The sequence below is a fragment of the Chryseobacterium balustinum genome (genome assembly GCF_900168205.1).
Lineage (GTDB): Bacteria > Bacteroidota > Bacteroidia > Flavobacteriales > Weeksellaceae > Chryseobacterium > Chryseobacterium balustinum.
In genome coordinates this window covers 147,883-169,746 of sequence record NZ_FUZE01000006.1, presented here as the reverse complement: position 1 = coordinate 169,746, position 21,864 = coordinate 147,883, and the positions used below count along the sequence as shown (strand labels likewise).

21 protein-coding genes are annotated in these 21,864 nt (G+C 32.7%); 17 read left to right on the top strand and 4 right to left on the bottom strand.

All coding sequences use genetic code 11. The features are described 5' to 3' along the window. Window positions 1–93 precede the first annotated feature (93 nt). From bglX to B5X64_RS09985, 13 genes are all read left to right on the top strand, one after another. A complete protein-coding gene (gene bglX, locus B5X64_RS10045; RefSeq protein WP_079465080.1) occupies window positions 94–2,316 on the top strand; it encodes a beta-glucosidase BglX in 2,223 nt (740 codons plus the stop codon). 252 nt (window positions 2,317–2,568) lie between these two features. Next, window positions 2,569–3,384 (top strand): glycoside hydrolase family 16 protein, encoded by an 816-nt coding sequence (locus tag B5X64_RS10040; protein WP_079465079.1) that lies wholly within the window; start codon window positions 2,569–2,571, stop codon window positions 3,382–3,384. 59 nt (window positions 3,385–3,443) lie between these two features. After that, on the top strand, window positions 3,444–4,883 hold the full coding sequence (locus tag B5X64_RS10035) for a glycoside hydrolase family 30 protein (protein WP_079465078.1): 1,440 nt from the start codon (window positions 3,444–3,446) through the stop codon (window positions 4,881–4,883). Between the two features lie 335 nt (window positions 4,884–5,218). Then, window positions 5,219–7,441 carry a type VI secretion system Vgr family protein gene (locus B5X64_RS10030; RefSeq protein ID WP_111944957.1) on the top strand — a complete coding sequence of 741 codons (2,223 nt, stop codon included), beginning with the start codon at window positions 5,219–5,221 and terminating at the stop codon, window positions 7,439–7,441. Window positions 7,442–7,459: 18 nt separating this feature from the next. After that, complete coding sequence (locus tag B5X64_RS10025; RefSeq protein ID WP_079465077.1) at window positions 7,460–8,203, top strand: hypothetical protein; 744 nt, start codon at window positions 7,460–7,462, stop codon at window positions 8,201–8,203. Window positions 8,204–8,211: 8 nt separating this feature from the next. Beyond that, window positions 8,212–8,715: a hypothetical protein gene (locus B5X64_RS10020; RefSeq protein WP_123920799.1), complete on the top strand. Its 504-nt coding sequence runs from the start codon at window positions 8,212–8,214 to the stop codon at window positions 8,713–8,715. Between the two features lie 13 nt (window positions 8,716–8,728). Then, on the top strand, window positions 8,729–9,808 hold the full coding sequence (locus tag B5X64_RS10015) for a hypothetical protein (protein ID WP_079465075.1): 1,080 nt from the start codon (window positions 8,729–8,731) through the stop codon (window positions 9,806–9,808). 3 nt (window positions 9,809–9,811) lie between these two features. After that, window positions 9,812–10,243: a hypothetical protein gene (locus B5X64_RS10010; RefSeq protein WP_123920797.1), complete on the top strand. Its 432-nt coding sequence runs from the start codon at window positions 9,812–9,814 to the stop codon at window positions 10,241–10,243. Then, the gene (locus B5X64_RS10005) at window positions 10,243–10,587 is read left to right on the top strand and encodes a DUF4280 domain-containing protein (protein ID WP_079465073.1); all 345 of its coding nucleotides are present in this window, start codon (window positions 10,243–10,245) and stop codon (window positions 10,585–10,587) included. Before B5X64_RS10010 ends, B5X64_RS10005 begins: the two co-directional genes overlap by 1 nt. Then, entirely contained in the window at window positions 10,574–12,322 is a 1,749-nt protein-coding gene (locus B5X64_RS10000) for a hypothetical protein (RefSeq protein WP_228418838.1), read from the top strand. Before B5X64_RS10005 ends, B5X64_RS10000 begins: the two co-directional genes overlap by 14 nt. 1 nt (window position 12,323) lies before the next feature. After that, entirely contained in the window at window positions 12,324–13,031 is a 708-nt protein-coding gene (locus tag B5X64_RS09995) for a hypothetical protein (RefSeq protein WP_079465071.1), read from the top strand. 97 nt (window positions 13,032–13,128) lie between these two features. After that, window positions 13,129–13,854 (top strand): hypothetical protein, encoded by a 726-nt coding sequence (locus B5X64_RS09990; protein ID WP_079465070.1) that lies wholly within the window; start codon window positions 13,129–13,131, stop codon window positions 13,852–13,854. Beyond that, the gene (locus tag B5X64_RS09985) at window positions 13,854–14,207 is read left to right on the top strand and encodes a DUF4280 domain-containing protein (protein ID WP_079465069.1); all 354 of its coding nucleotides are present in this window, start codon (window positions 13,854–13,856) and stop codon (window positions 14,205–14,207) included. The genes B5X64_RS09990 and B5X64_RS09985 overlap by 1 nt, the downstream gene beginning before the upstream one ends. Before the next feature lie 334 nt (window positions 14,208–14,541). Here the strand turns inward: B5X64_RS09985 and B5X64_RS09980 are convergent, their stop codons facing one another. Continuing rightward, window positions 14,542–15,351: an enoyl-ACP reductase FabI gene (locus tag B5X64_RS09980; protein WP_076558190.1), complete on the bottom strand. Its 810-nt coding sequence runs from the start codon at window positions 15,349–15,351 to the stop codon at window positions 14,542–14,544. A 122-nt stretch (window positions 15,352–15,473) separates the two neighbouring features. Beyond that, on the bottom strand, window positions 15,474–15,773 hold the full coding sequence (locus tag B5X64_RS09975; RefSeq protein WP_074228513.1) for a hypothetical protein: 300 nt from the start codon (window positions 15,771–15,773) through the stop codon (window positions 15,474–15,476). A gap of 196 nt (window positions 15,774–15,969) precedes the next feature. On the opposite strand from B5X64_RS09975, the gene B5X64_RS09970 reads away from it, so the two are divergent. Then, window positions 15,970–16,791 carry a hypothetical protein gene (locus B5X64_RS09970; RefSeq protein WP_079465068.1) on the top strand — a complete coding sequence of 274 codons (822 nt, stop codon included), beginning with the start codon at window positions 15,970–15,972 and terminating at the stop codon, window positions 16,789–16,791. A 38-nt stretch (window positions 16,792–16,829) separates the two neighbouring features. Here the strand turns inward: B5X64_RS09970 and B5X64_RS09965 are convergent, their stop codons facing one another. Both B5X64_RS09965 and B5X64_RS09960 read right to left on the bottom strand, forming a co-directional pair. Then, a complete protein-coding gene (locus B5X64_RS09965; RefSeq protein ID WP_079465067.1) occupies window positions 16,830–17,684 on the bottom strand; it encodes a nucleoside phosphorylase in 855 nt (284 codons plus the stop codon). A 210-nt stretch (window positions 17,685–17,894) separates the two neighbouring features. Further along, the gene (locus B5X64_RS09960) at window positions 17,895–18,218 is read right to left on the bottom strand and encodes a translation initiation factor (protein ID WP_079465066.1); all 324 of its coding nucleotides are present in this window, start codon (window positions 18,216–18,218) and stop codon (window positions 17,895–17,897) included. Between the two features lie 348 nt (window positions 18,219–18,566). On the opposite strand from B5X64_RS09960, the gene gpmI reads away from it, so the two are divergent. The 3 genes from gpmI (at window position 18,567) to B5X64_RS09945 (ending at window position 21,764) form a co-directional block, all read left to right on the top strand. Continuing rightward, a complete protein-coding gene (gene gpmI / locus B5X64_RS09955) occupies window positions 18,567–20,108 on the top strand; it encodes a 2,3-bisphosphoglycerate-independent phosphoglycerate mutase (RefSeq protein WP_079465065.1) in 1,542 nt (513 codons plus the stop codon). Between the two features lie 149 nt (window positions 20,109–20,257). Beyond that, on the top strand, window positions 20,258–21,238 hold the full coding sequence (locus B5X64_RS09950; protein WP_079465064.1) for an acyl-ACP desaturase: 981 nt from the start codon (window positions 20,258–20,260) through the stop codon (window positions 21,236–21,238). Between the two features lie 94 nt (window positions 21,239–21,332). Next, window positions 21,333–21,764 carry a BT0820 family HAD-type phosphatase gene (locus tag B5X64_RS09945; RefSeq protein WP_079465063.1) on the top strand — a complete coding sequence of 144 codons (432 nt, stop codon included), beginning with the start codon at window positions 21,333–21,335 and terminating at the stop codon, window positions 21,762–21,764. The last annotated feature ends 100 nt before the right edge of the window (window positions 21,765–21,864 follow it).

Genomic DNA, 21,864 nt, shown 5'->3' with positions numbered 1-21,864 from the left:
ATGCCTTTGCGAACTTAAAAATCAAAGCATTATTTACCAAAAAATCTTTGCGAACTTTGCGTTAAATTATAAGCTAAATAAAAGTAATTATAAATGAAGAAGATATATTTCATATTAGCATTTACAGTATTCGGTTTCAATGTTTTTGGACAAAAAACAATTGATCAAAAAGTTTCTGAACTGTTGTCTAAAATGACATTGGAAGAAAAAGTAGGGCAGTTGGTTCAATACAGCGGTTTTGAATACGCAACGGGCCCGCAAAACTCAAATTCTGCAACGGTTTTAGAAGAAATAAAAAAAGGAAAAGTTGGTTCTATGCTCAATGTTGCAGGAGCAGAAGAAACGAAAAAATTTCAGGAATTAGCTTTAAAATCTAGATTAAGGATCCCATTATTGTTTGGTCAGGACGTCATTCATGGGTACAGAACAACGTTTCCGGTAAATTTGGGACAAGCGGCAAGTTGGGATTTAAAATTAATTGAAAAATCAGAACGAATTGCAGCAACTGAAGCTTCAGCATATGGAATTCACTGGACTTTTGCACCAATGGTCGACATTGCAAGAGATCCGAGATGGGGAAGAGTCATGGAAGGTTCCGGTGAAGATACGTATCTGGGAATGCAAATTGGTTTGGCAAGAATCAAAGGTTTTCAGGGAAAAGGTCTTGGAAATCTTGACGCCATTATGGCTTGTGCGAAACATTTTGCAGCGTATGGAGCGGCTGTTGGCGGAAGAGATTATAATTCTGTTGACATGAGTTTAAGACAATTACATGAAACTTATTTACCTCCTTTCAAAGCAGCTGTAGAAGCAGGTGTTGCCACGTTTATGAATTCTTTTAATGATATTAACGGAATTCCTGCAACAGCAAACAAATATATTTTAAGAAATCTTTTAAAAGATCAGTGGAATTATAAAGGTTTTGTCGTTTCAGACTGGGGAAGTATTGGCGAAATGGTTCCTCACGGATATGCGAAAGACAATAAGGAAGCAGCAGAAAAAGCGATTAACGCAGGAACAGATATGGATATGGAAAGCCGTGCTTATATGGCTGAACTTCCAAAATTGGTTCAGGAAGGAAAAGTTGATTCTAAATTAATTGATGATGCAACGAGAAGAATTTTAGTTAAAAAATTTGAAATGGGATTATTCGATGATCCTTACAGATTTAGTAATGAAAAAAGACAAAAGCAGCAATTAAATAATCAGGAAAATAGAAAATTTGGAAGAGAATTTGGTTCAAAAAGTATTGTTTTACTTAAAAATGAAAAGAATATTCTTCCGCTTTCAAAATCTACCAAAACTGTGGCGTTGATTGGTCCTTTTGGAAAAGAAACAGTTGCCAATCATGGTTTTTGGTCGATTTCATTTAAAGATGATAACCAAAGGATTGTCACTCAGTTTGATGGAATTAAAAATCAATTAGATAAAAATTCCTCTTTATTGTATGCAAAAGGAGCGAATGTTGATGATCAGGATAAATCTATGTTTGCAGAAGCTGTAGAAACGGCGAAAAAAGCAGATGTTGTGATTATGACTTTAGGTGAAGGTCACGCGATGAGCGGCGAAGCAAAAAGCAGAAGCAATATTCACTTTTCGGGAGTTCAGGAAGATCTTTTAAAAGAAATTGCTAAAACTGGAAAACCTATTGTTTTAATGATCAATGCAGGAAGACCTTTGGTTTTTGATTGGGCTGCAGATAATATTTCGACAATTGTTTACACTTGGTGGCTGGGAACGGAAGCTGGAAATTCTATTGCAGATGTTCTATTCGGGACAGTAAATCCGGGTGGGAAACTTCCAATGACTTTCCCAAGAACAGAAGGACAGATTCCTGTTTATTACAATCATTACAATACAGGAAGACCTGCCAAAAATAATACCGATAGAAATTATGTTTCAGCGTATATTGATCTTGATAACGATCCTAAATTCCCGTTTGGTTATGGCTTAAGTTATACTCAATTTAAATATTCTGAAATGAATATAAGCTCAACCAACCTTAAAGGAAATCAGATGCTAAATATTGGTGTAACTATTTCAAACACTGGAAATTATGATGGGGAAGAAGTGGTGCAATTGTACATCAGAGATTTATTTGGAAAAGTAGTAAGACCTGTTAAAGAATTGAAAGGTTTCCAAAAAGTTTTCATCAAAAAAGGAGAAAGTAAAATAATCAACTTTATCTTAACTCCGGAAAATTTAAAATTCTATGATGATGAATTGAATTATGATTGGGAAGCTGGAAAATTCGATATTATGGTGGGAACCGATTCTCAAAATGTTCAGACAAAAAGAATTAATTGGGAAAAATAAATAGTAATTTACAAAACTAAGAGCGGGATAAACCCCGCTTTTGGTGGTAAAAAACGTGAGTTTTTAAGTAAACGTAATATTTGTCATTCTTGAAAGAATCTAAATGATTTTAGCATGACAAACTTTGAAAATAAATCCGAGTTTGTCATTCAGAGCAGAACGAAGTGGAGCGTGGAATCTATTCATTTGTAATAGAGATTCTTCCTTCGTCAGAATGACAAACTTTGAAAATAAATTAAACTTAATTAAACTTTGAACATAAAATTCCAACATATCATTCACTTTTTAATCGGAGGAACTTTAATTTTTTCATCATTAAATTGTGCTTCAAACAAAATTGATTCAAGCAGAAAACTAATTTGGAATGACGAGTTTAATTATAAAGGATTACCCGATTCCACAAAATGGAATTATGATGTAGGAGGCGATGGTTACGGAAATAATGAAGCTCAGTTTTATACTAAGAATCGCCTGGAAAATGCAAGAGTTGAAAATGGAAATCTTGTGATTGAAGCCAAAAAAGAAAACTGGGAGAAAAATAAATATACTTCCGCAAGGCTTTTAACCAAAGGGAAATTTTCTTTTCAGTACGGAACGGTTGAAGTTCGTGCCAAGCTTCCGAAAGGTCGCGGAAGCTGGCCTGCAATCTGGATGATGAGCGAAAACATGAAAAAATGGCCGGATGATGGTGAATTAGATATCATGGAACATGTAGGCTTTAATCAAGGCTATATTCATGCTTCAGTTCACACAAAAAAGTACAATCACATCATCGGAACACAGAAAACAGATACTTTGTTTGTGAAAGATGCAAGCGAAAAATTTCATATTTATAAAGCAGATTGGACGCCTGAAAAAATCGATATTTACATCGATAATCAAAAGTTTTTCACCTATGAAAATAAAGAAAAAACGTATGAAGCGTGGCCTTTTGATCAGCCGTATTTCATTATTTTAAATTTGGCTGTGGGTGGATTTTGGGGCGGAAAAGAAGGAATTGATGACACCATTTTCCCACAGAAATATTACATTGATTATGTAAGAGTATACGAAAATAAACATAACTAAAATTCGAAAGAATTTTTGACGGAGTGGTTTAAATTTAAATAAAAAAGAAGAAGAAATAAATGAAAAAGCTAATTGTAAGTTGTTTTGTAGTCGGAATGGCTTTGAATGTAAACGCACAAAACTACTGGAAAAAAAATGCAGGAAAATCTGCAAAAGTAATTTTCACCAATTCTAAAACCAACGAAAAGATGGTTGATAAAGGAATGGTAGAATTTGAAAAAATGGCTCAGCCAAAAGAAACGGATGCCTGCATTTTTGTAGATCCTGATTTTAAATATCAGAAATTAATTGGAATAGGAGGTGCAATTACTGATGCCTCTGCCGAAACGTTCTATAAACTTCCAAAGAATAAGCAGAAAGAAATTATTGAAGCTTATTATGGCAAAAACGGTTTGGGGTACACGGTTGTGCGTACCAACATGAACTCGTGTGATTTTTCAAGCGATTCATATACTTATGTTACAGAAAATGATAAAACGTTAAAATCATTCAATGTTGCACACGATGAAAAGTATAAAATCCCAATGATTAAAGAAGCTCAAAAAGCAATCGGGAAAGATTTTACCTTTTACTTTTCTCCTTGGAGTCCACCAGCTTGGATGAAATCTAATAAAAGTATGCTGAAAGGAGGAAGATTAGAAAACCCTTTTTACCAGACTTGGGCAGATTATTATATTAAATTCATCAAAGAATACGAAAAAAAAGGAATCAATGTTTGGGGACTGACGATTCAGAACGAACCTATGGCAACCCAGACTTGGGAATCTTGTATCTATACAGCTGAAGAGGAAGGGGAGTTCCTTAAAAATAATCTAGGACCAACACTTTGGAAAAATGGTTTTAAAGATAAAAAAGTAATGATTTGGGATCACAATCGTGATTTGATTTACCAAAGAGCAACCACAACCTTGAGCGATCCTGAAACTTCAAAATATGCACACGGAATCGGCTACCACTGGTACGAAACATGGAACAATAAAACGCAGCTATTCGATAATTTATCAGAAACTCAAAGAGCTTTTCCAGATAAATTTTTAGCATTTACCGAAGGTTGTAAGGAGCAATTTGATATGTCTAAAATTTACGATGTAAGTTTAGGTGAATTGTATGGAAGAAATATGATCAACGATTTCAATAAGGGAACCGCTTTATGGACAGATTGGAACGTTCTTTTAGACGAAACTGGCGGACCAAATCACGTTGGGAATTTCTGTTTTGCTCCGATTATAGCCGATACAAAAACTGGAGAAGTTCATTATACTTATGAATATTATTACGTAGGTCACGTTTCAAAATTTATTAAGCCCAATGCTCAAAGAATCGGAACTTCATCGAACAGAGCAGCTTTAACATCAACAACTTTCATGAATGAGAACGGACAGTTGGTCACCGTAATCATGAATGATTCTGATAACGACATCGATACTAATCTTTGGATCGAAGGAATGTCTGCAAAATTATCTGCACCTGCACATTCTATTCAGACTGTAATTTTATAACACTTCATATTAATATTTTTAATTAAAATTCGGCGGAGCCTTTGGTTTCGCCGTTAAAAATCGTAATTAGCCTATTAATGGTAGATTGCGATTTTTTTGTTTGGAAAAACTCCAACATTTTATCGACTTTCAAATTTCAAACCCTTTCTAAAAAACTCTACAGTAAAGATACAAGTGCTATTCCCAAAACAACAAGAATGTTAATATAGATTAATTACTTTTGCTTTTGATGAATCGTAGTTTTACTACACTTTTAAAAATTTAACAAAAAAAAGTTCTTTAATTGATGAAATAGTAGTAATCTTATTATACCAAATTAAAACACAAAACATAACATGAAAAATAAAAACTCTAATTCTGAGAAGATTTCGGAGACCCATATTTCAGGTATTAACCGTGTGGTTAAGCTTGATATTGTGGTGAATGGAAAATCTATCAGTCATTTTAAACACTTTCGTTTACAGCAAAGTGCAAAAACACATCATAGTTTCGAGCTTATTCTTGCACATGATTCATTGGGAGAAATCCAAAACCACAATCTTGAACAGGCACAACAATTTTTAGGAAAACGAATTACTATTGTTTTCAAATATAAAGACCTTGAAAATGAAAGTCCTGAAAGAACTTTTGTAGGTATTGTTACCAAAGTAGCATTCAGTCAGGAAAAAATGAGCTTGGGAAACATAGTATTGAAGGGGCAAAGTCCAACAATCCTAATGGATTCTGCACCACATACCCAAAGTTTTGGAGGTAATCAGTCTGTTAATACATCTATTATTGCAGATAACATCATTAAAGAAACGTTAGGTACTACTCAATTTAATTTCAGAATTGAAACCCAAAATAAAAGCTACATTAATTACAGTTCGCAATATTGTGAAACCCACTACAACTATCTTTCACGTATAGCAGAAGCCTATGGAGAACAATTTTATTATGATGGAGAGATATTGCACTTCGGAAAACTTCCTCCAAGTGAAAAGCCTGTAAAGCTGGTTTATGGAAGCAATGTTACTGATGTACAAGTAGAGTTAAAAGCAGTACATACAAAACCTGAATATTTTGGATATAGCAGTAGTAATCATGCTAAAATACTGGGTTCAGACAACTCTATAAAGCATTTGGGTGATTTATCCTCAAAAGCCTATGAATTGAATGATACAATCTTCAAAACACGTTCACTTACTCCAACCCCTGTAAATGCAAATATGTTTCTTGATGTGGATGATTCCCAAAAAAGTGCAAGAGGAAGTAAAGCTGTTGAGGTTTTTACTGTTTCTGGAAATACAACTGTTCCTTTCCTATATATTGGCTGTGTAGCCGATATTGAAATGAGAAAACCTGATTCTAATGAAACATCTTACTTTACAAAATTAATGATGACCGAGGTAAGTCATGAAGTAAATGCCAGAGGATATTATACAGGAAGCTTTGAAGCTATAGCAGAAGGAACAGGCTTCATGCCTAAACCTGACTTTATGACCCCAAAAGCTGAGCCACAAGTTGCGACTGTGATATCAAATATAGACCCACTCAACCAAGGAAGAATACAGGTGCAGTTTGATTGGCAGTTAAATGATACCACTCATTTTATCCGAATGATGAGTCCAGATGCAGGAGGAACGGGAGCAATTACTCAAAACAGAGGATTTGTAGCTGTTCCAGAAATTGGAGACCAAGTGATGGTAGGTTTTGAATATCACAATCCCGATTTTCCTTTTGCAATGGGTGGAATGTTTCACGGTGGTATAGGATTGGGAGGTGGTATGGATAACCGTGTGAAATCTTTACAGACAAGAAGTGGGCATAGATTGGTCTTTACAGAGGATGAAAGTATTTTATTGACTGATAAAAGTGGTAACGAATTAAAGTTTGATACAGAAGGAAGCAATATTAACATTACAGCCCCTGAAACTATTACCATAAAATCCAAAAACCTGAAATTTGATATTGAAGAGAATATCGAAACCAAAGCAGGAAAGAATATGGATACCAATGTTGGGCAGAACATTAAGATTATTGCAAAGCAGGAGATTAGCCAAGACAGTGGGAAGAAAACTATCATCAATGCTGGAACCAATACTGAAATATCAGCAAAAGCACATCTAGACCTTTATGGTAAAGAAAAGTTTATTGGTTATACAGATGGACAGACAGAGTTTGGAGCAAAAGACAGAATGCATGTGTATGGGGCTAACTCATTATTAACTGCTAAAGATAAGATTGAATACAAAGCTCCACAGATGAATAAGCTCCCTCAGAACGGAGAGTTTGAGTACAACAAAGAAAAGCAGATTGTAAATGTACAGTGGATGGATGATGTGATGGAAGAAAATATAGATACAGCTTTTTTTGGGGATAAAGTGAGTTTATTAGTACTTACACGTAATTATGAAGAAGGAGAAACAATTGATGTTGATGTGGAGCATGAATATAATAATGAAAAGAAAGAGGTAACCTACTCAGGTACAGTAAATAAAGATGGCTTTGCTGAATTAAAAGAGAAAGTAGAAATAGATAAACCAAATAAAGAAAATTCTTCCGAAGAAAATATTTGAAAGTTAAAGAAAAACACTATGCCTGGAACATTAACAATAAAGAATGTAAACGGAAATACTACTTTTCAATCCAGCCTTCAAGTTGTCACAGGAGGAATTATTGGTGTGAGTAGGGTTTCTGGTGAGCGGGTTTTAAATGAAATTCAAAATTCTTTTTATAATCATAATGACATAAAAAGAATTTTTGAGTTGGAAGATAATCGCTTAAAAATTAAACCCATTTCTAGAGTTGATTTTGAAGCTGTAATTAATGGTCACAATACTGATATTAGGTCATTAGCATATGCATATTATTTAGCAATTAACTCAAGTACATCTCATTATGTTGACATGACCTTGACTTATGAAACGCTAAATAATCGCTCAATTACAGCATTAAGTTTACCTGCAAAAACAAAGGGGCTACAAGCAGACAATAATTATGGTGGTGGTGTGAATACAAGTTATTTAGGAGGAACATTAACAGTAGTAGTTATGGATTCCAAAGCCGATATTGGTGATTTTACATATGCGCCTAATGGCGTTCAATATCCAAGACATTCAACTCCTGCGGAATTATTGGCACATGAATTATTGGGACATGGCTATGGAAGAGTTATAGGTTCTGCAACTTTTCGTCATGAAGACGCAGTTAGGATGAGTAATTTATATTGGAGGGCAAGAAACTATCATAATTTTTATAGAAATGGCTCTTGGCATGGTACACAAGTTTTATTAAGTAAGGCTTCTGCAAATCAAATACCTATTCATTTTCAAAAATGATGTTAATTATGAATGTATACAAAAATCTTATAATTGTTTTAGCTTTATTTCCTTTGATATTATTTGGATGTAACAAAAAACAAATTAACACTCCTGAAACTAAAAAGGTTGTTCGGAAATTACATAAAATTAAAAATGAAGATATAATTGTAATAAAATATAACAATGGAATTATATTAAAATGGAATGTAGAAAAAAATCAACTTATTAAAGATTCTAATTATGATGAAATTTTAAAAAATAAAAAGAAATTACAAGCTATGTTAAGCAGTATTTCTGATAATGAAGATATAGGTGTTAAAGTTTGCACTAAAAAAACATCAAATCTTAAAAAAGGCGATATAGCATTTATATTTCTATATGAAAATCAGAAAATATATTTGTTTTCGTGTTTGAAATTGCAGTTTGATGTAATGAATGAAAATTGCAAATACCCTGATGCTTTGCTGGATTATATCGAAAAAAATCGTCAGAAAGTGCAAGAGCAAGTTAAAAAATGTATAGAATTATAATAATTTTTGTAATATGTCAGGAACTTTAACCGTAAGAAAAGTAAATGGAAGCACTAATTTTCAACACGTAAAATTAAATGTAGCTCCAATTAAACAATACATATTGGTTTCAGGGTTGTTTTATCCTGATGACCATAATAATTATAAACTTTCAGGTTCTTTTGATAAATATGTCCAAGATTATATAAAAAAAATAATTCAGAGCGAGAAAGGACATGATTTTATTATATACGATGTTAATATTCTAAATGGGACAATCTCTAAAACTGAATATTCCACAAATTCCACACCTAAAAAAAGCGTTACAACTTTTGACAAAGTAATTAATAGTGATTATGCACTTATTAATGGTGGCTATCGACTTAATTCCAGTAAAAAAATCATATCAAAAACTGATATTTATAAAGTAATAGAAGAAATAGGAAGTGATGAACCTAACACATTAAGCGAGGTGCATATTTTTTCGCATGCCTACTGGAACGGTCCAATTTTAGTAAATACAGACAACGGAACTGGTGATTGTGATATGAGAAAATCTGATATAACTTCTGGTACGATTGATTCAACCAATTTTAAAAATGCCTTTACAAATATTGGTTTTATTAAAATATGGGGGTGTAGTTTCCCTGTTGCTACAAATGCACTTTTTTCTAAATTTAGAAATAACAGACAGTACAGTGCAACACGAGTAATTGCTGATTCTATTATTTTTAGTTTTGCATCCAATACATTTTTTTATCACCCTCAAGGTTCGACTCCTGTTGATTTAACACCTCAAATTAATAATGTATTAGGAACTACACATAGTGTAACTGATGCAATTAAATTGACTTTTTTAGAAATAAAAAAAATACTAATATTTAATTATTTAAGTGTTTATGCGGGAGTAATTGCAAAAGATATTGGAATTAAAGTTGTCTCCGCATTACCAGCAACCTACGCAAATATAGACCCGTCGTTTCATATTGCGCCTAGCACTATGGCGAATGTTATATTTTATAAAAAACATTTAGACATTGTAATTGAAAATGGAAATTACGGTGTTTATGATGAGGCAACAGTTAAAAGACTAGAAACAATCTATAACAGTTAAAAAATGAAAAAAATACTCTTAATTTTTGTCATATTGTTGAATACTTTGATGCATGCACAATTAAAGAACATTTATAATGGAAAGATAGACAGTGTGATTATCAAAAACTTCTCATATCAAGATAGAGAAACTTCTACTGTGAATGATGAAATTGAAAGCACAAGGGTCATATTATTAAGTAGCAAAAAACTTACAGAAATACAAATAAAAAAACTTGATGAATTATTAAAGTCAAAAAAAAGTTATATTAAACAAAGAGCATTATTGTCTCATTTTAATAAAAAAATTGAATACTTTTTTAATGGTAATAAAATACAGGATATTACAATTTCATCAATGACAAAAAACATCACAATTTATAGAGAAGAAAAATGTATTTATAAAGCCAAAATGTCATTCTTTCTAGAAAAAGGAATTAAAAATTTAGAGAAATAATGCCACAACACATCACAAATACAACCCAATTACAATGTGATAAAGGTACATCTCCAACACCTATCACAGTAACAAGTCAATCCTTTATGAGTATTGAAGGGAAATTGCAGGCAACAGAAGGAGATAATCAACCTAACACTAATATAAAACCCTTTGGACAATGTAAATTAAAACCAACGTCAGGAGGTTTTTTATCTTGTATTCCTGCTCCAATACAATGGCAAGATACTTCGGTTTTTGAAATTGATGGCAAAAGAGAATTGTTAGATTGTTCTATTTGTCAATGTTCTGTTGGTGGAAAAATATCTATTGTTAAAGCCGCTCAAAATTTTGTTGAAGAATAGAAAGGGTATTGGTTTAGGAGGAGGTGTGGATGATTATTTACGCTCAATTCAAACCAAAAGTGGTATCAAGGTTTTAATGAATAACGCTGAAAGAAGTGTAACGATTGAAGACCCAAGTGGAAATGTTTACTTTATGGACGGACAAGGTAATATCAATGTTACTGCTCCCAATAAAATAACAATGAGTGCCACTGATGTTGAAATTAATGCCAATAATAATTTTGATATTAACGTGGCTAATAATATGACATCGACCGTTGGAAATACAGCACTAATGAATTATCTTCAGAAAACATTGATGAATACACCTATCATGTTACAAACTGTATCTGAATTATTTCATACACAAGCAACAAAAACAATTATTAATACTGAAAATGAATTATTCATTCAAGCAAAAGAAGCTAATTTAGCAGGAACTCAAAAACTGTTTATGCACTCTGACCAAAACACCATTGTTAATAGCAAAGGGGTTGTTGATATGCATGGTAAGCAGGGGAATAATCAAACAAATAAAGCGCAACCATATAAAAAAATTCCAATTTACATGGATGGTAGATGTTTTGTTAGTTTTAGACCTAAAACTAGTTGGAATGGAAAATATGGTTTTGATTGGATGAGACTAGGAGACACTTCTTTACCAGGAGACACCAGAGCAAATGCCTACAAATTTATCTCATCAGATTACAATAAGTTGAAAACAGCCTATCAGCAGAGAACATTTACTAGAAAAGACGGTAGAGGAAGAAGAATAACATTTACTTACTTTGTGCCATGGCTTACTTTGTATCCTAAAAATGAAGTTCCAAAAGGATTTACTCATACTTCTGCAACTTTGGATGTCACCATTGACGTTGAAGTGGCGCCTCTAAGATTAGAGATTGAGTATGATAAATCATTATTTACCATTGATAAGCAGAGTTTTTCACAAACATCTAAAGGTGTTCATAAAACTACAATTACAATAACCTGCATTAAATCTTTTGGCAAGTATAAAAACATTCAAGTTGTTTCAGTATTTAAAAATGCAAAAGGAGAAGAAGAAAAAGCTTTAGCGGGTAAAATACTTGTTACTCCTAATAAACAACGTCACAAAGTAGATTGTGTGATTGTAAAAGTTCATACAAATATAAATGGAACACCAATAAAAAGTAGTCCTATTGGAAGAGAAATTGAACTAAAAAAATTTTTACGACAAGCAATAGTAAATCCTAATTTCAAAAATGAAATTGTTATTGATTGTAGATTTGATATTGACCCTATTACAAAAAAAAGAACAAATCTCAGAACACTTTTCAACGCATCAGCAAATGTAACAAACGGAAAAATTCCAAATGGCTCATTAGATGCTATTCAAGATTTTCTAAATTCACAAATCAGAGCTAAATATGGTAATAAGTATGATGATGTATATAAATTCCACTTTATATTTCAAGATGCTGGTACTGTTAGCCAACCAAATACTGGGTTGTATGGAAGGGCTTATGGAATTCCTTCTGCGGCAAAATCAGTAGTTGTATATCAATTTGGTTTCACAGACAACACTATTGCTCATGAAGGACTTCATGCAATGGGATTACATCATCCTTTTCATGGAGGAAAACATATGTTCAAACGCTCAACAACTGATAATATAATGGATTATTCAGACCTTGAAGCAACGCCAAAAATACCTGTTATACAATTATGGCATTGGCAATATGCATTTATATATCCTAACGTAAAAAAAATATAATATGAAAAGAATTTCCATAATTTTTTTAATGTCAATAATCACTTCTTGTAACTCACAGGATAAGGATAAACCGAGTAAAAAGACAACAACAACTTCAGAAAGAATTAATTTAGAACTCCCAATAAATCCTAAAACAATGCAAACACATACAATAGAAGAATTTACAGAACAGGATATTCAAAAATATAAAAAAAATAAAATTGATGGCGGATATGAATATATTAGAGCGGACGGTGCAAAAGTACTTGAAACTGATGATGAATTAATATTATTTACCAGAGATATCACCCCTAAAAATTCTCTTTTTACTTTAAGTAAAGAATATCATCCTAATGGACGTTTATGGATGAAATACAATCGTTTCGTTAATGGAGGCTTTATAAAAGGTGTTTTTTATGAATATGATGAAAGTGGCAAACTAACCAAAGCAGAAGATTATGATAAGCCTTTCAAGTTTACTTGGGAACAGGTAAAGAAGTATATTGAACAGGATTTAAAATTAGATTTTTTTAAAGATGAAGTAAACATAAATAACTATAATGGATTATCAGGAGGAAAACCAACATGGGACATTAATTTCAAAGGCAATTACAAGGATGTTTTTGGAGTTTATTATGTTACTTTAGACGGAACAGATGGAGAATTATTAAAAGTAAAAAAAATACTGGGTCGTGATGGAGAGCAACAAATAATTTTTGAAAAAAAGTAAGTGTTTTTTCACGCACAAAAAATTACTGATAATAATTATTATGCGATTAGGAAATGTGGATAGTCGAATATTCAGACACTTTGAAATTTTATAAAAAATGAAAAAAATAGTATTAATTAGCTTATTATTAGTAATAAATTCTTGTCATTCACAGGACAAAGAAAAGAAGAATGATAATAACGAAGGTAAATCATCAAATATAAAAATAGAAATCCCAATAAATCCTAAAACCATGCAAACATATACATCAGAAAAATTCAATATAGAAAATTACTATAAACATTCTGACAAAATAAGTAGAACATATGAATATGAAATGAGTAATGGCACAAAAGTTACAGAAACTGATTTTGATGATGGTTTTTATGCTACTTATGAATATACGAATTCGTTTTTTATAACACATAAAGAGTTTTTTAAAAACGGTTTATTGAAAAGTAAATGGCAAACTTTTTTAGATGATGGTTTTATAAAAGGAGATAAGTACGAATATGGTTCAAAAGGAAAACTTATAAAAGTAGAAGACTGGGATAAACCTTTTACGTTTACTTGGGAACAGGTAAAGAAGTATGTTGAACAGGATTTAAAATTAGATATTTTGAAAGATAAAGTTGGTATTGACAACGATTTGGAATATCCTGATTACAATTTTCCAACTTGGAATATTAGTTATATTGGAAAGTATAAGGATAATCCGAGAGGTGGTATTATAAGAATAATGCTTAATGGTATTAATGGAGAAGTATTACTTGTTGAAAGACAACTTGGTAAAGGAGGCGAAGGAACTACTGTTGAGACTTTATATAAAAAAGAAAGTAAATAATGCCACAAAAAATCACAGATACCGCCCAACTATCCTGCAATCAAGGGATTATGTCCAGTAATCTTACGGTTACCAGTCAAAACTTTTCTACGGCGGACGGAAAAATGATTACTACAGAACAGGATAAACAGGCTATGGTTAATATAAAACCTTTCGGGCAATGCAAGCTAAAGCCAACAACAGGCGGTTATTTACCTTGTATTCCTGCACCGAAAATATGGCAAAAAACAACAGAGAAAGATACTATCAACAATTACAAAATTCTTACTGAGGATTCTTTTTGTATGTGTAGCACTGGCGGTAAAATTGAAGTAGCAGACAAAGGACATGGTGAAAAACATGAGATTCAATAATTTTTAGATTAAGGTTTCGCATATTAAAACAATTTCTAAACATTAAGTTTGCTGATAGTTTAAATAGAATGGAAGAAAAAATAATCAGGTTTAAAACCTCTCCCCGAATCGCTCATAAAAGACATTCAATTTTTCCTGAAAGTAAATATTATAACAAACATCCACTCCCGTTTGTTACTCTTACATAAATAGGCGTTACGCCTTCGCCGGGTTTTCATTTGATTTCAAGTGTACTAATACCTTGGGTTTCACCGAATTTATTTTCACAAAAAAATTCACAAAAAAATCCGGAACAAAATGTTCCGGATTTAATTATTTAGAGTGAAAATTTCACTTATTCAACATCATATTTTCTGATTACTTTCTGAGTAACTCCAGAGCTGCTGAATCCACCATCATGGAAAAGATTCTGCATCGTTACTTTCTTAGTTAAATCAGAGAAAAGAGTTACGCAATAATCTGCACATTCTAGAGCCGTAGCGTTTCCAAGTGGAGACATATCTTCAGCATATCCAAGGAAACCACCGAAACCTTTTACACCGCTACCTGCAGTGGTAGGAGTAGGAGACTGAGAAACCGTGTTTACACGTACTTTTCTTTCACCCCAATAGTTTCCGAAAGTTCTTGCAATACTTTCAAGATACGCTTTGTTATCAGACATATCGTTATAATCCGGGAACGTTCTTTGAGCAGCAATATAAGTCAATGCCAAAATACTTCCCCATTCGTTCATACAGTTTTTTTCGTAAGCTACTCTCATTACTTTGTGGAATGAAACTGCTGAGATATCCCAACCTTTTTCCAACCAATCGTAGTTCATTTCTGTATAATGCTTTCCTTTTCTCACGTTGATAGACATACCAATTGAGTGAAGAATGAAATCGATTTTACCAAATTTTGCAACAGCAGCATCAAAAAGTTTTTCAAGATCTTCGATAGAAGTTGCATCTGCACCAATCACCTCAGAACCTGTTTTTTCTGCTAAACCGTTTAATTCTCCCATTCTAAGAGCGATAGGAGCGTTTGACAGGATGAATTCTGCGCCTTCTTCGTGGCATCTTTCTGCAACTTTCCATGCGATAGATTGTTCATTAAGGGCTCCAAAAATAATTCCCTTCTTGCCTTTAAGTAAACCGTATGACATAATTTTTTAATGTTTATTAATCCACAAATGTAGCAATAATTTGTGTTTAGAACATAATAAAAAACGAAGCCTTCCTAAAAAGACTCCGTTTTTCTTTGATAATATATAAAAGACTAATAAACTTAGTTAGTTTTTTTGTTCCATTCTGCTTTTACATCTTCTGCTGCATCTTTGGTTTTTTCCCAAGCATCATTGGCTCCATCTTTAATGTCTTCCCATGTATCAGCTGCATTAGCTTTTACTCTGTCTAGCCAACCTTCCTGGTTTGCTTCTTCATCATTATTTCTTTTTTCATTGATATAATCTCTGGCTTTGTCTGCCAAATCACTGATTTTCCATTTTGCATCGGTTGCTGCATTTCTTAAAGAGTTTTCAGTGTTGTCTACAGCTTTTTCAGCTTTGTTATAATCCTGGTTTTCCATAATGTTAATATTTAAGTGTTATGGTTTAGAATAGGCAAGAAGTATTCCTAAACAAGAATATGGTTGTTAAAATTTTCATAATATTTATTTTAATATCTGAAAAAAGATATTATCTTTAAATTCTAACTTTTAAATCTTGCTGTAAAAGTGCTTTACGTAGGAATTAGATAAAAGTAGAATAATAAATAAAACTTATATGACCAAAAAATTACTTATTGCTATTTCTGTAATAACATCAATCACTACTTTTTCACAGAAAAAAGAAAATACCTATCCAAAAGCTGAATTTACTTTAGAAAACGGCAGCAAAATGTCTGCACTATTTGTTGCTTATACCTATCCAAATGGTTCTTATCCAAGTTTTTTTGACAAAGATGATATTTACAGTTTTGAATATAAAACTGCTCCTGAAGCCAAAACCGAAAAGATAGGAGCAAAAGAAGTAAAAGCGATGAAAATATATGATGAGAATGGGGATTTCGTTAATGGTATTGAACGCCTCGATCTAAAAGCCATTAACAGCAATGGGGAGTTGGTAGATAAAAGAAAACGTTCTTTTCAGCCTTTATTATATGATGGCAAAATACAGATATTTGGTTCCAACATGTTTATGTGTCAAGGGAATCTAAAGGCGGCTTGTACGTATGTTTATTCAATGTTTTATATTAGGAATAGTAAAGATGATTTTGCAATAATGCCGGTTGATTATGATCGCATCAATCTTTTCAATTTTGGTTCTGCCGAAGAAAAAATGATTGGAGCCTTTCGTGTTGTAGGTAAAAATTGCGAAAATTTCAACCAATATCTCTCTTTTTTAGAGAAAAAATTAGAAGACAAAGAATTTAGAAAAAAATTCAAGGAAGAATATAAAAAAGTTCGTACCGATTCTTTTGAAGAAGCTAAAAGTATTGGTAAAAAAGGAAATTTCCAGAATATTCTGGGTGAAAATATGCTACGTTATTATTTAAATTTTTATAGTGGTATTGTAAAAGAATACGAAAAAAGCTGTTCTAACTAAAAACAAAAAACTGCTGAAAATTTTCAGCAGTTTTTTTATTATTTAATGATTCTGTCGAGAACCCATTCTATCAAATTCTTTTCAGAAGCATGATGGTCTGATGAAAATTCACCACGTCTTCTGTTGGCAATCACGTTATTTACGGTAATCGCTTTATGGCCTAGCAATTTTGAGAAAGCATAAATTGCTGAAGTTTCCATTTCAAAATTGGTAATTCCTAAATCATTTAAGTTTTCCAAAAACTTCTCGTCTAGGGCTTTTAAACGAAGCTGTCTTCCTTGTGGAGCATAAAACCCTGGGAAAGTAGCTGTATTTCCATGGTATTTAGCATCTTTATACAATTCGCCCAATTCTTCAGACCATTCTGAAAAATAAAGCATTGGCTTAATTTTTTCGTACGGGAATTTTTCAAAGAAATTCTTCGAAAACTCATTTTCAAACTGGTAATCCTGATAAAAATGCATCAAACCGTCAAGCCCGACAACATTTTGAGTAACCAACATATTATCAACCTGCACATCAGGGTTTACACTTCCGCAAGTTCCCATTCTGAATAGTTCTAATGACTGATGTTCAGATTTAAATTCTTTTTCTTTCAGATCAATGTTCACCAAAGCATCAAGCTCATTCATTACAATATCGATGTTCTCAGTACCGATTCCGGTTGACATTACAGAGATTCTTTCACCACGCAAAGTTCCTGTGTGGGTATAAAATTCTCTTTTGTTTTTTTTGACTTCAACCTTATCAAAGTATTTTGAAACTTTTGGAACTCTGTCGGGATCACCCACCAAAATTACTTTATGGGCAATATCTTCGGGTAACAGATTAAGATGATACACACTTCCGTCTTCGTTCAGAACCAATTCTGAAGCTGCAAGTTTATTTAGCATAATTATTTTATTAAAAAAGGGAGGTGAAGATAAGAATTTTGTTTTAAAAAAGCATGTTACTCAAAAGATAATCTTTATTTAATTTAAGATTAAAGTTCTGGTAATATTGAAATCTTAGATTTGCGTTTTAATAATTACACTTTCTCTTTTGCTGTCGTCATATTCTTTGTCGATGGCAATTTTTTTTATATTAAAATCTTAAAAATAAGTCTATCCGCCAACTCTTTTGGTTTTGTAGCCCAAATCTTTTAGAATAGCCATAATTTTATCCCGGTTATCTCCCTGAATAATGATTGTTCCGTCTTTTTCGGAACCACCGATTCCCAAAGTTGTTTTTATTTTTTTTGAAATCTTTTTCAAATCATCTTCACTGCCTTCCCAACCTTCTACAATCGTTACAGGTTTTCCGTTTCTGCCTTTCTTTTCAAATTTACAAACCAGAGGTTCTTTCTGCTTAAATTCTTCTTCGGGCATTTGAAAATCCTGTTCTTCATGTGTAGGGAAAAGGTTTTTTAGTTGGTCTCTTAAATCCATAAAACAAAATTAAAAATAATATTTAATTCTGGATAATTTAATTTTAATCGTAAATATCATTTTAAGAATTTTCTAATTACACATAATCTCCTATAAATTAAAATTCTTAGTATTCTTTGCTGAGTAGAACGCCTTTTAGAACTTGAAAACAGTGAATTATTAAAAAAATCTTAGTAACTTTTGCGTTAAAATCAAACATTCTACAATAACGAATAATCAATAAGAATTCTAAGTTAGATTCACTATTCGGAATAGTTTTCTTTAAACTTTTAAGCAAAATTTAAACCTTGAAAATTCTTCAATTCACTTTAAAATCAATAAATTTGTTTGTTTAAAAATCAAATTAAAATGTCTAAAAAAGCAATATTGGCAATACTTGACGGATGGGGTTTGGGAACAAATCCTGAAGTTTCTGCATTAGCTCAAGCAAATACACCATTTATAGATAGCTGTTATCATAGATTTCCACATACAACTTTAGAAGCGAGCGGTTTGGCAGTGGGTCTTCCGGCCGGTCAAATGGGAAATTCTGAAGTGGGACACATGAATTTGGGAGCAGGTAGAGTAGTATACCAGAATTTGGTAAAACTGAATATGGCTGTCGAAAACGGAACTTTAGGACAGGAAAAAGTAATTCAGGAGGCTTTTGCTTACGCGAAAAGAGAAAATAAAAATGTACACTTTATCGGTTTGGTTTCTAATGGTGGGGTGCATTCACATATCAATCATTTAAAAGGACTTTTGTCTGCTGCAAAAGATTTTGGTTTAAATGAAAACGTTTACGTTCATGCATTTACTGACGGTAGAGATTGCGATCCACATTCAGGATTGGGTTTTATTGAAGAACTTCAAAATCACATGGCGCAAACTACAGGAAATCTTGCAACAGTTATCGGTAGATATTACGCAATGGATCGTGACAGAAGATGGGAGCGTGTAAAATTAGCGTATGATGCCATGGTTGAAGGAGTAGGATTGCAAACAACCAATGCACTTGCAGCTATAAAAACTTCTTATGATGAAAATGTAACTGATGAGTTCATTAAACCTATTATTTTGGTTAAAGAAACGCAGATTGGAAATGTTGTTCCTGTAGGAAAAATCATTGATAATGATGTAGTAATTTGCTTTAATTTCCGTACAGACAGAGGTCGCGAGATTACAGAAGTTCTTTGTCAGCACGATATGCCTGAATATTTCATGCGAAAGCTGAATCTTCACTATGTTACACTAACCAATTACGATAAAACGTATCAAAATGTAAACGTCGTTTTTGACGAAGAAGTTTTGAAAGATACGATGGGTGAAGTTTTGGAAAGAAACGGAAAAACTCAGATCAGAATTGCCGAAACTGAAAAATATCCTCACGTTACTTTTTTCTTTTCAGGAGGTCGTGAAGAAGAGTTTCATGGTGAAAAAAGATTGCTTTGTCCAAGCCCGAAAGACGTTCCGACTTACGATTTGAAGCCTGAAATGTCGGCTTATGATATTACGAATGCAATTTTACCTGAGCTGGAAAATGAAACTGCTGATTTTATCTGTTTAAATTTCGCAAATACCGATATGGTGGGGCATACAGGAGTTTTTGAAGCAGCGGTAAAAGCAGCAGAAACGGTAGATCAATGCATTGAAAAAGTAGCAACAATGGCTTACGAACATGGGTATGCAGTTTTCATTTTGGCAGATCATGGGAATTCTGATGTTATGATTAATTCAGATGGTTCTCCAAACACACAGCATTCAACCAATTTAGTTCCTTTGATTGTGATGGATAAAGATAAAAACTGGGAACTGAAACCAGGGAAGCTAGGAGATATGGCACCAACAATTCTATCAGTGATGGGTGTTGAAATTCCTGCAATTATGACGGGAGATATTTTAGTAAGCTAAAAATCAAATAATAATATCAAAAAAATACCGTTATCATAGTGATAGCGGTATTTTTTATGATTTATGTCAGAAATAGTATGACTTACATATTATATTATGTCACAAATAACAAATAAAGCTTATCTTTGTAAATTATAAATTTATTTTTGATGTATAATGCTCTCGTAAGAAAAGAAGTAATGGGAATTTTGGAAAAGGAAGTCGGTTCTTTTCTCGATAAGTTTTTGACTCCAATTGAGAAAATTTGGCAACCTTCAGATTATTTACCAGATCCTTCTAGCTCTGATTTTAAATATGACTTAGAAGAAATTCAAACTTTCGCTCAAGAAATGCCTTATGATCTTTTTGTAACATTGATTGGGGATTGTATTACTGAAGAAGCTTTACCTTCTTACGAATCTTGGCTAATGAGCGTTGACGGAATTGATCAGGAAAAAAGTGGCCCAACCTGGGCAAGCTGGATCAGATCTTGGACTGCCGAAGAAAACAGACACGGTGATTTACTCGGTAAATATCTGTACTTATGTGGTAGAGTAAACATGAGACAGATGGAAATTACTACCCAATATCTGATTAGTGATGGTTTTGATATCGGAACCAGTATGGATCCTTACAGAAATTTCATCTACACAAGTTTTCAGGAAACAGCAACCAACGTTTCACATAGAAGAGTGGGTACTTTGGCAAAACAAACAGGAAACGGGAAATTGGCAAAAATGTGTGGTGTAATTGCTGCAGACGAAGCAAGACATGCAAAAGCATATAAACATTTCGTAGCTAAAATTCTAGAATTAGATCCTTCTGAAATGATTTTGGCATTCGAAGATATGATGCGTAAAAAAATTGTTATGCCGGCTCACATGATGAGACAGTCTGGTCAAAAGGCAGGTGAACTTTGGGGTCATTTTTCTGATGCAGCACAGAGATGTATGGTGTACACGGGTCAGGATTATATCAATATCATGAAAGATCTTCTTGATGAGTGGAAGATTGAGCATATTACAGGTCTTACTGAAAAAGCAGAGAAAGCTCAGGAATACTTAATAAAGCTTCCTTCAAGATTACAGAAAATTACAGATAGGATTTCTACTCCAGATTTGCAGTTTGAATTCAACTGGGTTAAAAAATAATTAGATTTTAACAATAAATTATAAATTGAAGTGTCGGAGTTTTTCGGCACTTTTTATTTATTTAGTATCTTTGCCCAGCTAAAAACGCAACAAAATGTTAAATAATAAAAAAATTGCTGTTGATTTTGACGGAACTATTGTAGATGATGCCTATCCTGCAATTGGGAAAACTAAAATTTTCGCTTTTGAAACTCTTAAAAAACTTCAGGCTCAGGGTTTTAGATTGATACTTTGGACGTATAGACACGGTAAGGCCTTAGACGAGGCTGTAGAGTTTTGTAAAAAGAATGGTATTGAGTTCTACGCAATTAACTCAAGTTTTGAAGGAGAAGTTTTTGACTCTGAAACTCAGTCGAGAAAATTGGATGCAGACTGGTTTATCGACGACAGAAACTTAGGTGGTTTTCCGGGATGGGGAGAAATCTACAACATCATCAACGAAAGAATTGAGTTCCGAGTAGAAGGTAAAGAGGTTTTAGCATATTCAAAACTGAAAAAAGAAAAGAAAAAAGGATTATTCTGGTAAGATTTGAGAAATTAGAAGTTTGATGTTAGAAATTAGTTTTAATATCACTTTTAATAATTTTATCAAGAAAGTAAAGATGTTTAGGATTAAAAGATCTATT

What these genes read in the sequence shown, in the direction of transcription:
- B5X64_RS09960 (WP_079465066.1), bottom strand. Translation starts at nt 18,218, where the DNA reads ATGGATTTAAGAGACCAACTAAAAAACCTTTTCCCTACACATGAAGAA.
- B5X64_RS09945 (WP_079465063.1), top strand. Translation starts at nt 21,333, where the DNA reads ATGTTAAATAATAAAAAAATTGCTGTTGATTTTGACGGAACTATTGTA.
- B5X64_RS09970 (WP_079465068.1), top strand. Translation starts at nt 15,970, where the DNA reads ATGACCAAAAAATTACTTATTGCTATTTCTGTAATAACATCAATCACT.
- B5X64_RS10010 (WP_123920797.1), top strand. Translation starts at nt 9,812, where the DNA reads ATGAAAAAAATACTCTTAATTTTTGTCATATTGTTGAATACTTTGATG.
- B5X64_RS09990 (WP_079465070.1), top strand. Translation starts at nt 13,129, where the DNA reads ATGAAAAAAATAGTATTAATTAGCTTATTATTAGTAATAAATTCTTGT.
- B5X64_RS10035 (WP_079465078.1), top strand. Translation starts at nt 3,444, where the DNA reads ATGAAAAAGCTAATTGTAAGTTGTTTTGTAGTCGGAATGGCTTTGAAT.
- B5X64_RS10015 (WP_079465075.1), top strand. Translation starts at nt 8,729, where the DNA reads ATGTCAGGAACTTTAACCGTAAGAAAAGTAAATGGAAGCACTAATTTT.
- B5X64_RS10005 (WP_079465073.1), top strand. Translation starts at nt 10,243, where the DNA reads ATGCCACAACACATCACAAATACAACCCAATTACAATGTGATAAAGGT.
- B5X64_RS10030 (WP_111944957.1), top strand. Translation starts at nt 5,219, where the DNA reads ATGAAAAATAAAAACTCTAATTCTGAGAAGATTTCGGAGACCCATATT.
- B5X64_RS09980 (WP_076558190.1), bottom strand. Translation starts at nt 15,351, where the DNA reads ATGTCATACGGTTTACTTAAAGGCAAGAAGGGAATTATTTTTGGAGCC.
- B5X64_RS10025 (WP_079465077.1), top strand. Translation starts at nt 7,460, where the DNA reads ATGCCTGGAACATTAACAATAAAGAATGTAAACGGAAATACTACTTTT.
- gpmI (WP_079465065.1), top strand. Translation starts at nt 18,567, where the DNA reads ATGTCTAAAAAAGCAATATTGGCAATACTTGACGGATGGGGTTTGGGA.
- B5X64_RS09950 (WP_079465064.1), top strand. Translation starts at nt 20,258, where the DNA reads ATGTATAATGCTCTCGTAAGAAAAGAAGTAATGGGAATTTTGGAAAAG.
- bglX (WP_079465080.1), top strand. Translation starts at nt 94, where the DNA reads ATGAAGAAGATATATTTCATATTAGCATTTACAGTATTCGGTTTCAAT.
- B5X64_RS10020 (WP_123920799.1), top strand. Translation starts at nt 8,212, where the DNA reads ATGAATGTATACAAAAATCTTATAATTGTTTTAGCTTTATTTCCTTTG.
- B5X64_RS09975 (WP_074228513.1), bottom strand. Translation starts at nt 15,773, where the DNA reads ATGGAAAACCAGGATTATAACAAAGCTGAAAAAGCTGTAGACAACACT.
- B5X64_RS09985 (WP_079465069.1), top strand. Translation starts at nt 13,854, where the DNA reads ATGCCACAAAAAATCACAGATACCGCCCAACTATCCTGCAATCAAGGG.
- B5X64_RS09965 (WP_079465067.1), bottom strand. Translation starts at nt 17,684, where the DNA reads ATGCTAAATAAACTTGCAGCTTCAGAATTGGTTCTGAACGAAGACGGA.
- B5X64_RS09995 (WP_079465071.1), top strand. Translation starts at nt 12,324, where the DNA reads ATGAAAAGAATTTCCATAATTTTTTTAATGTCAATAATCACTTCTTGT.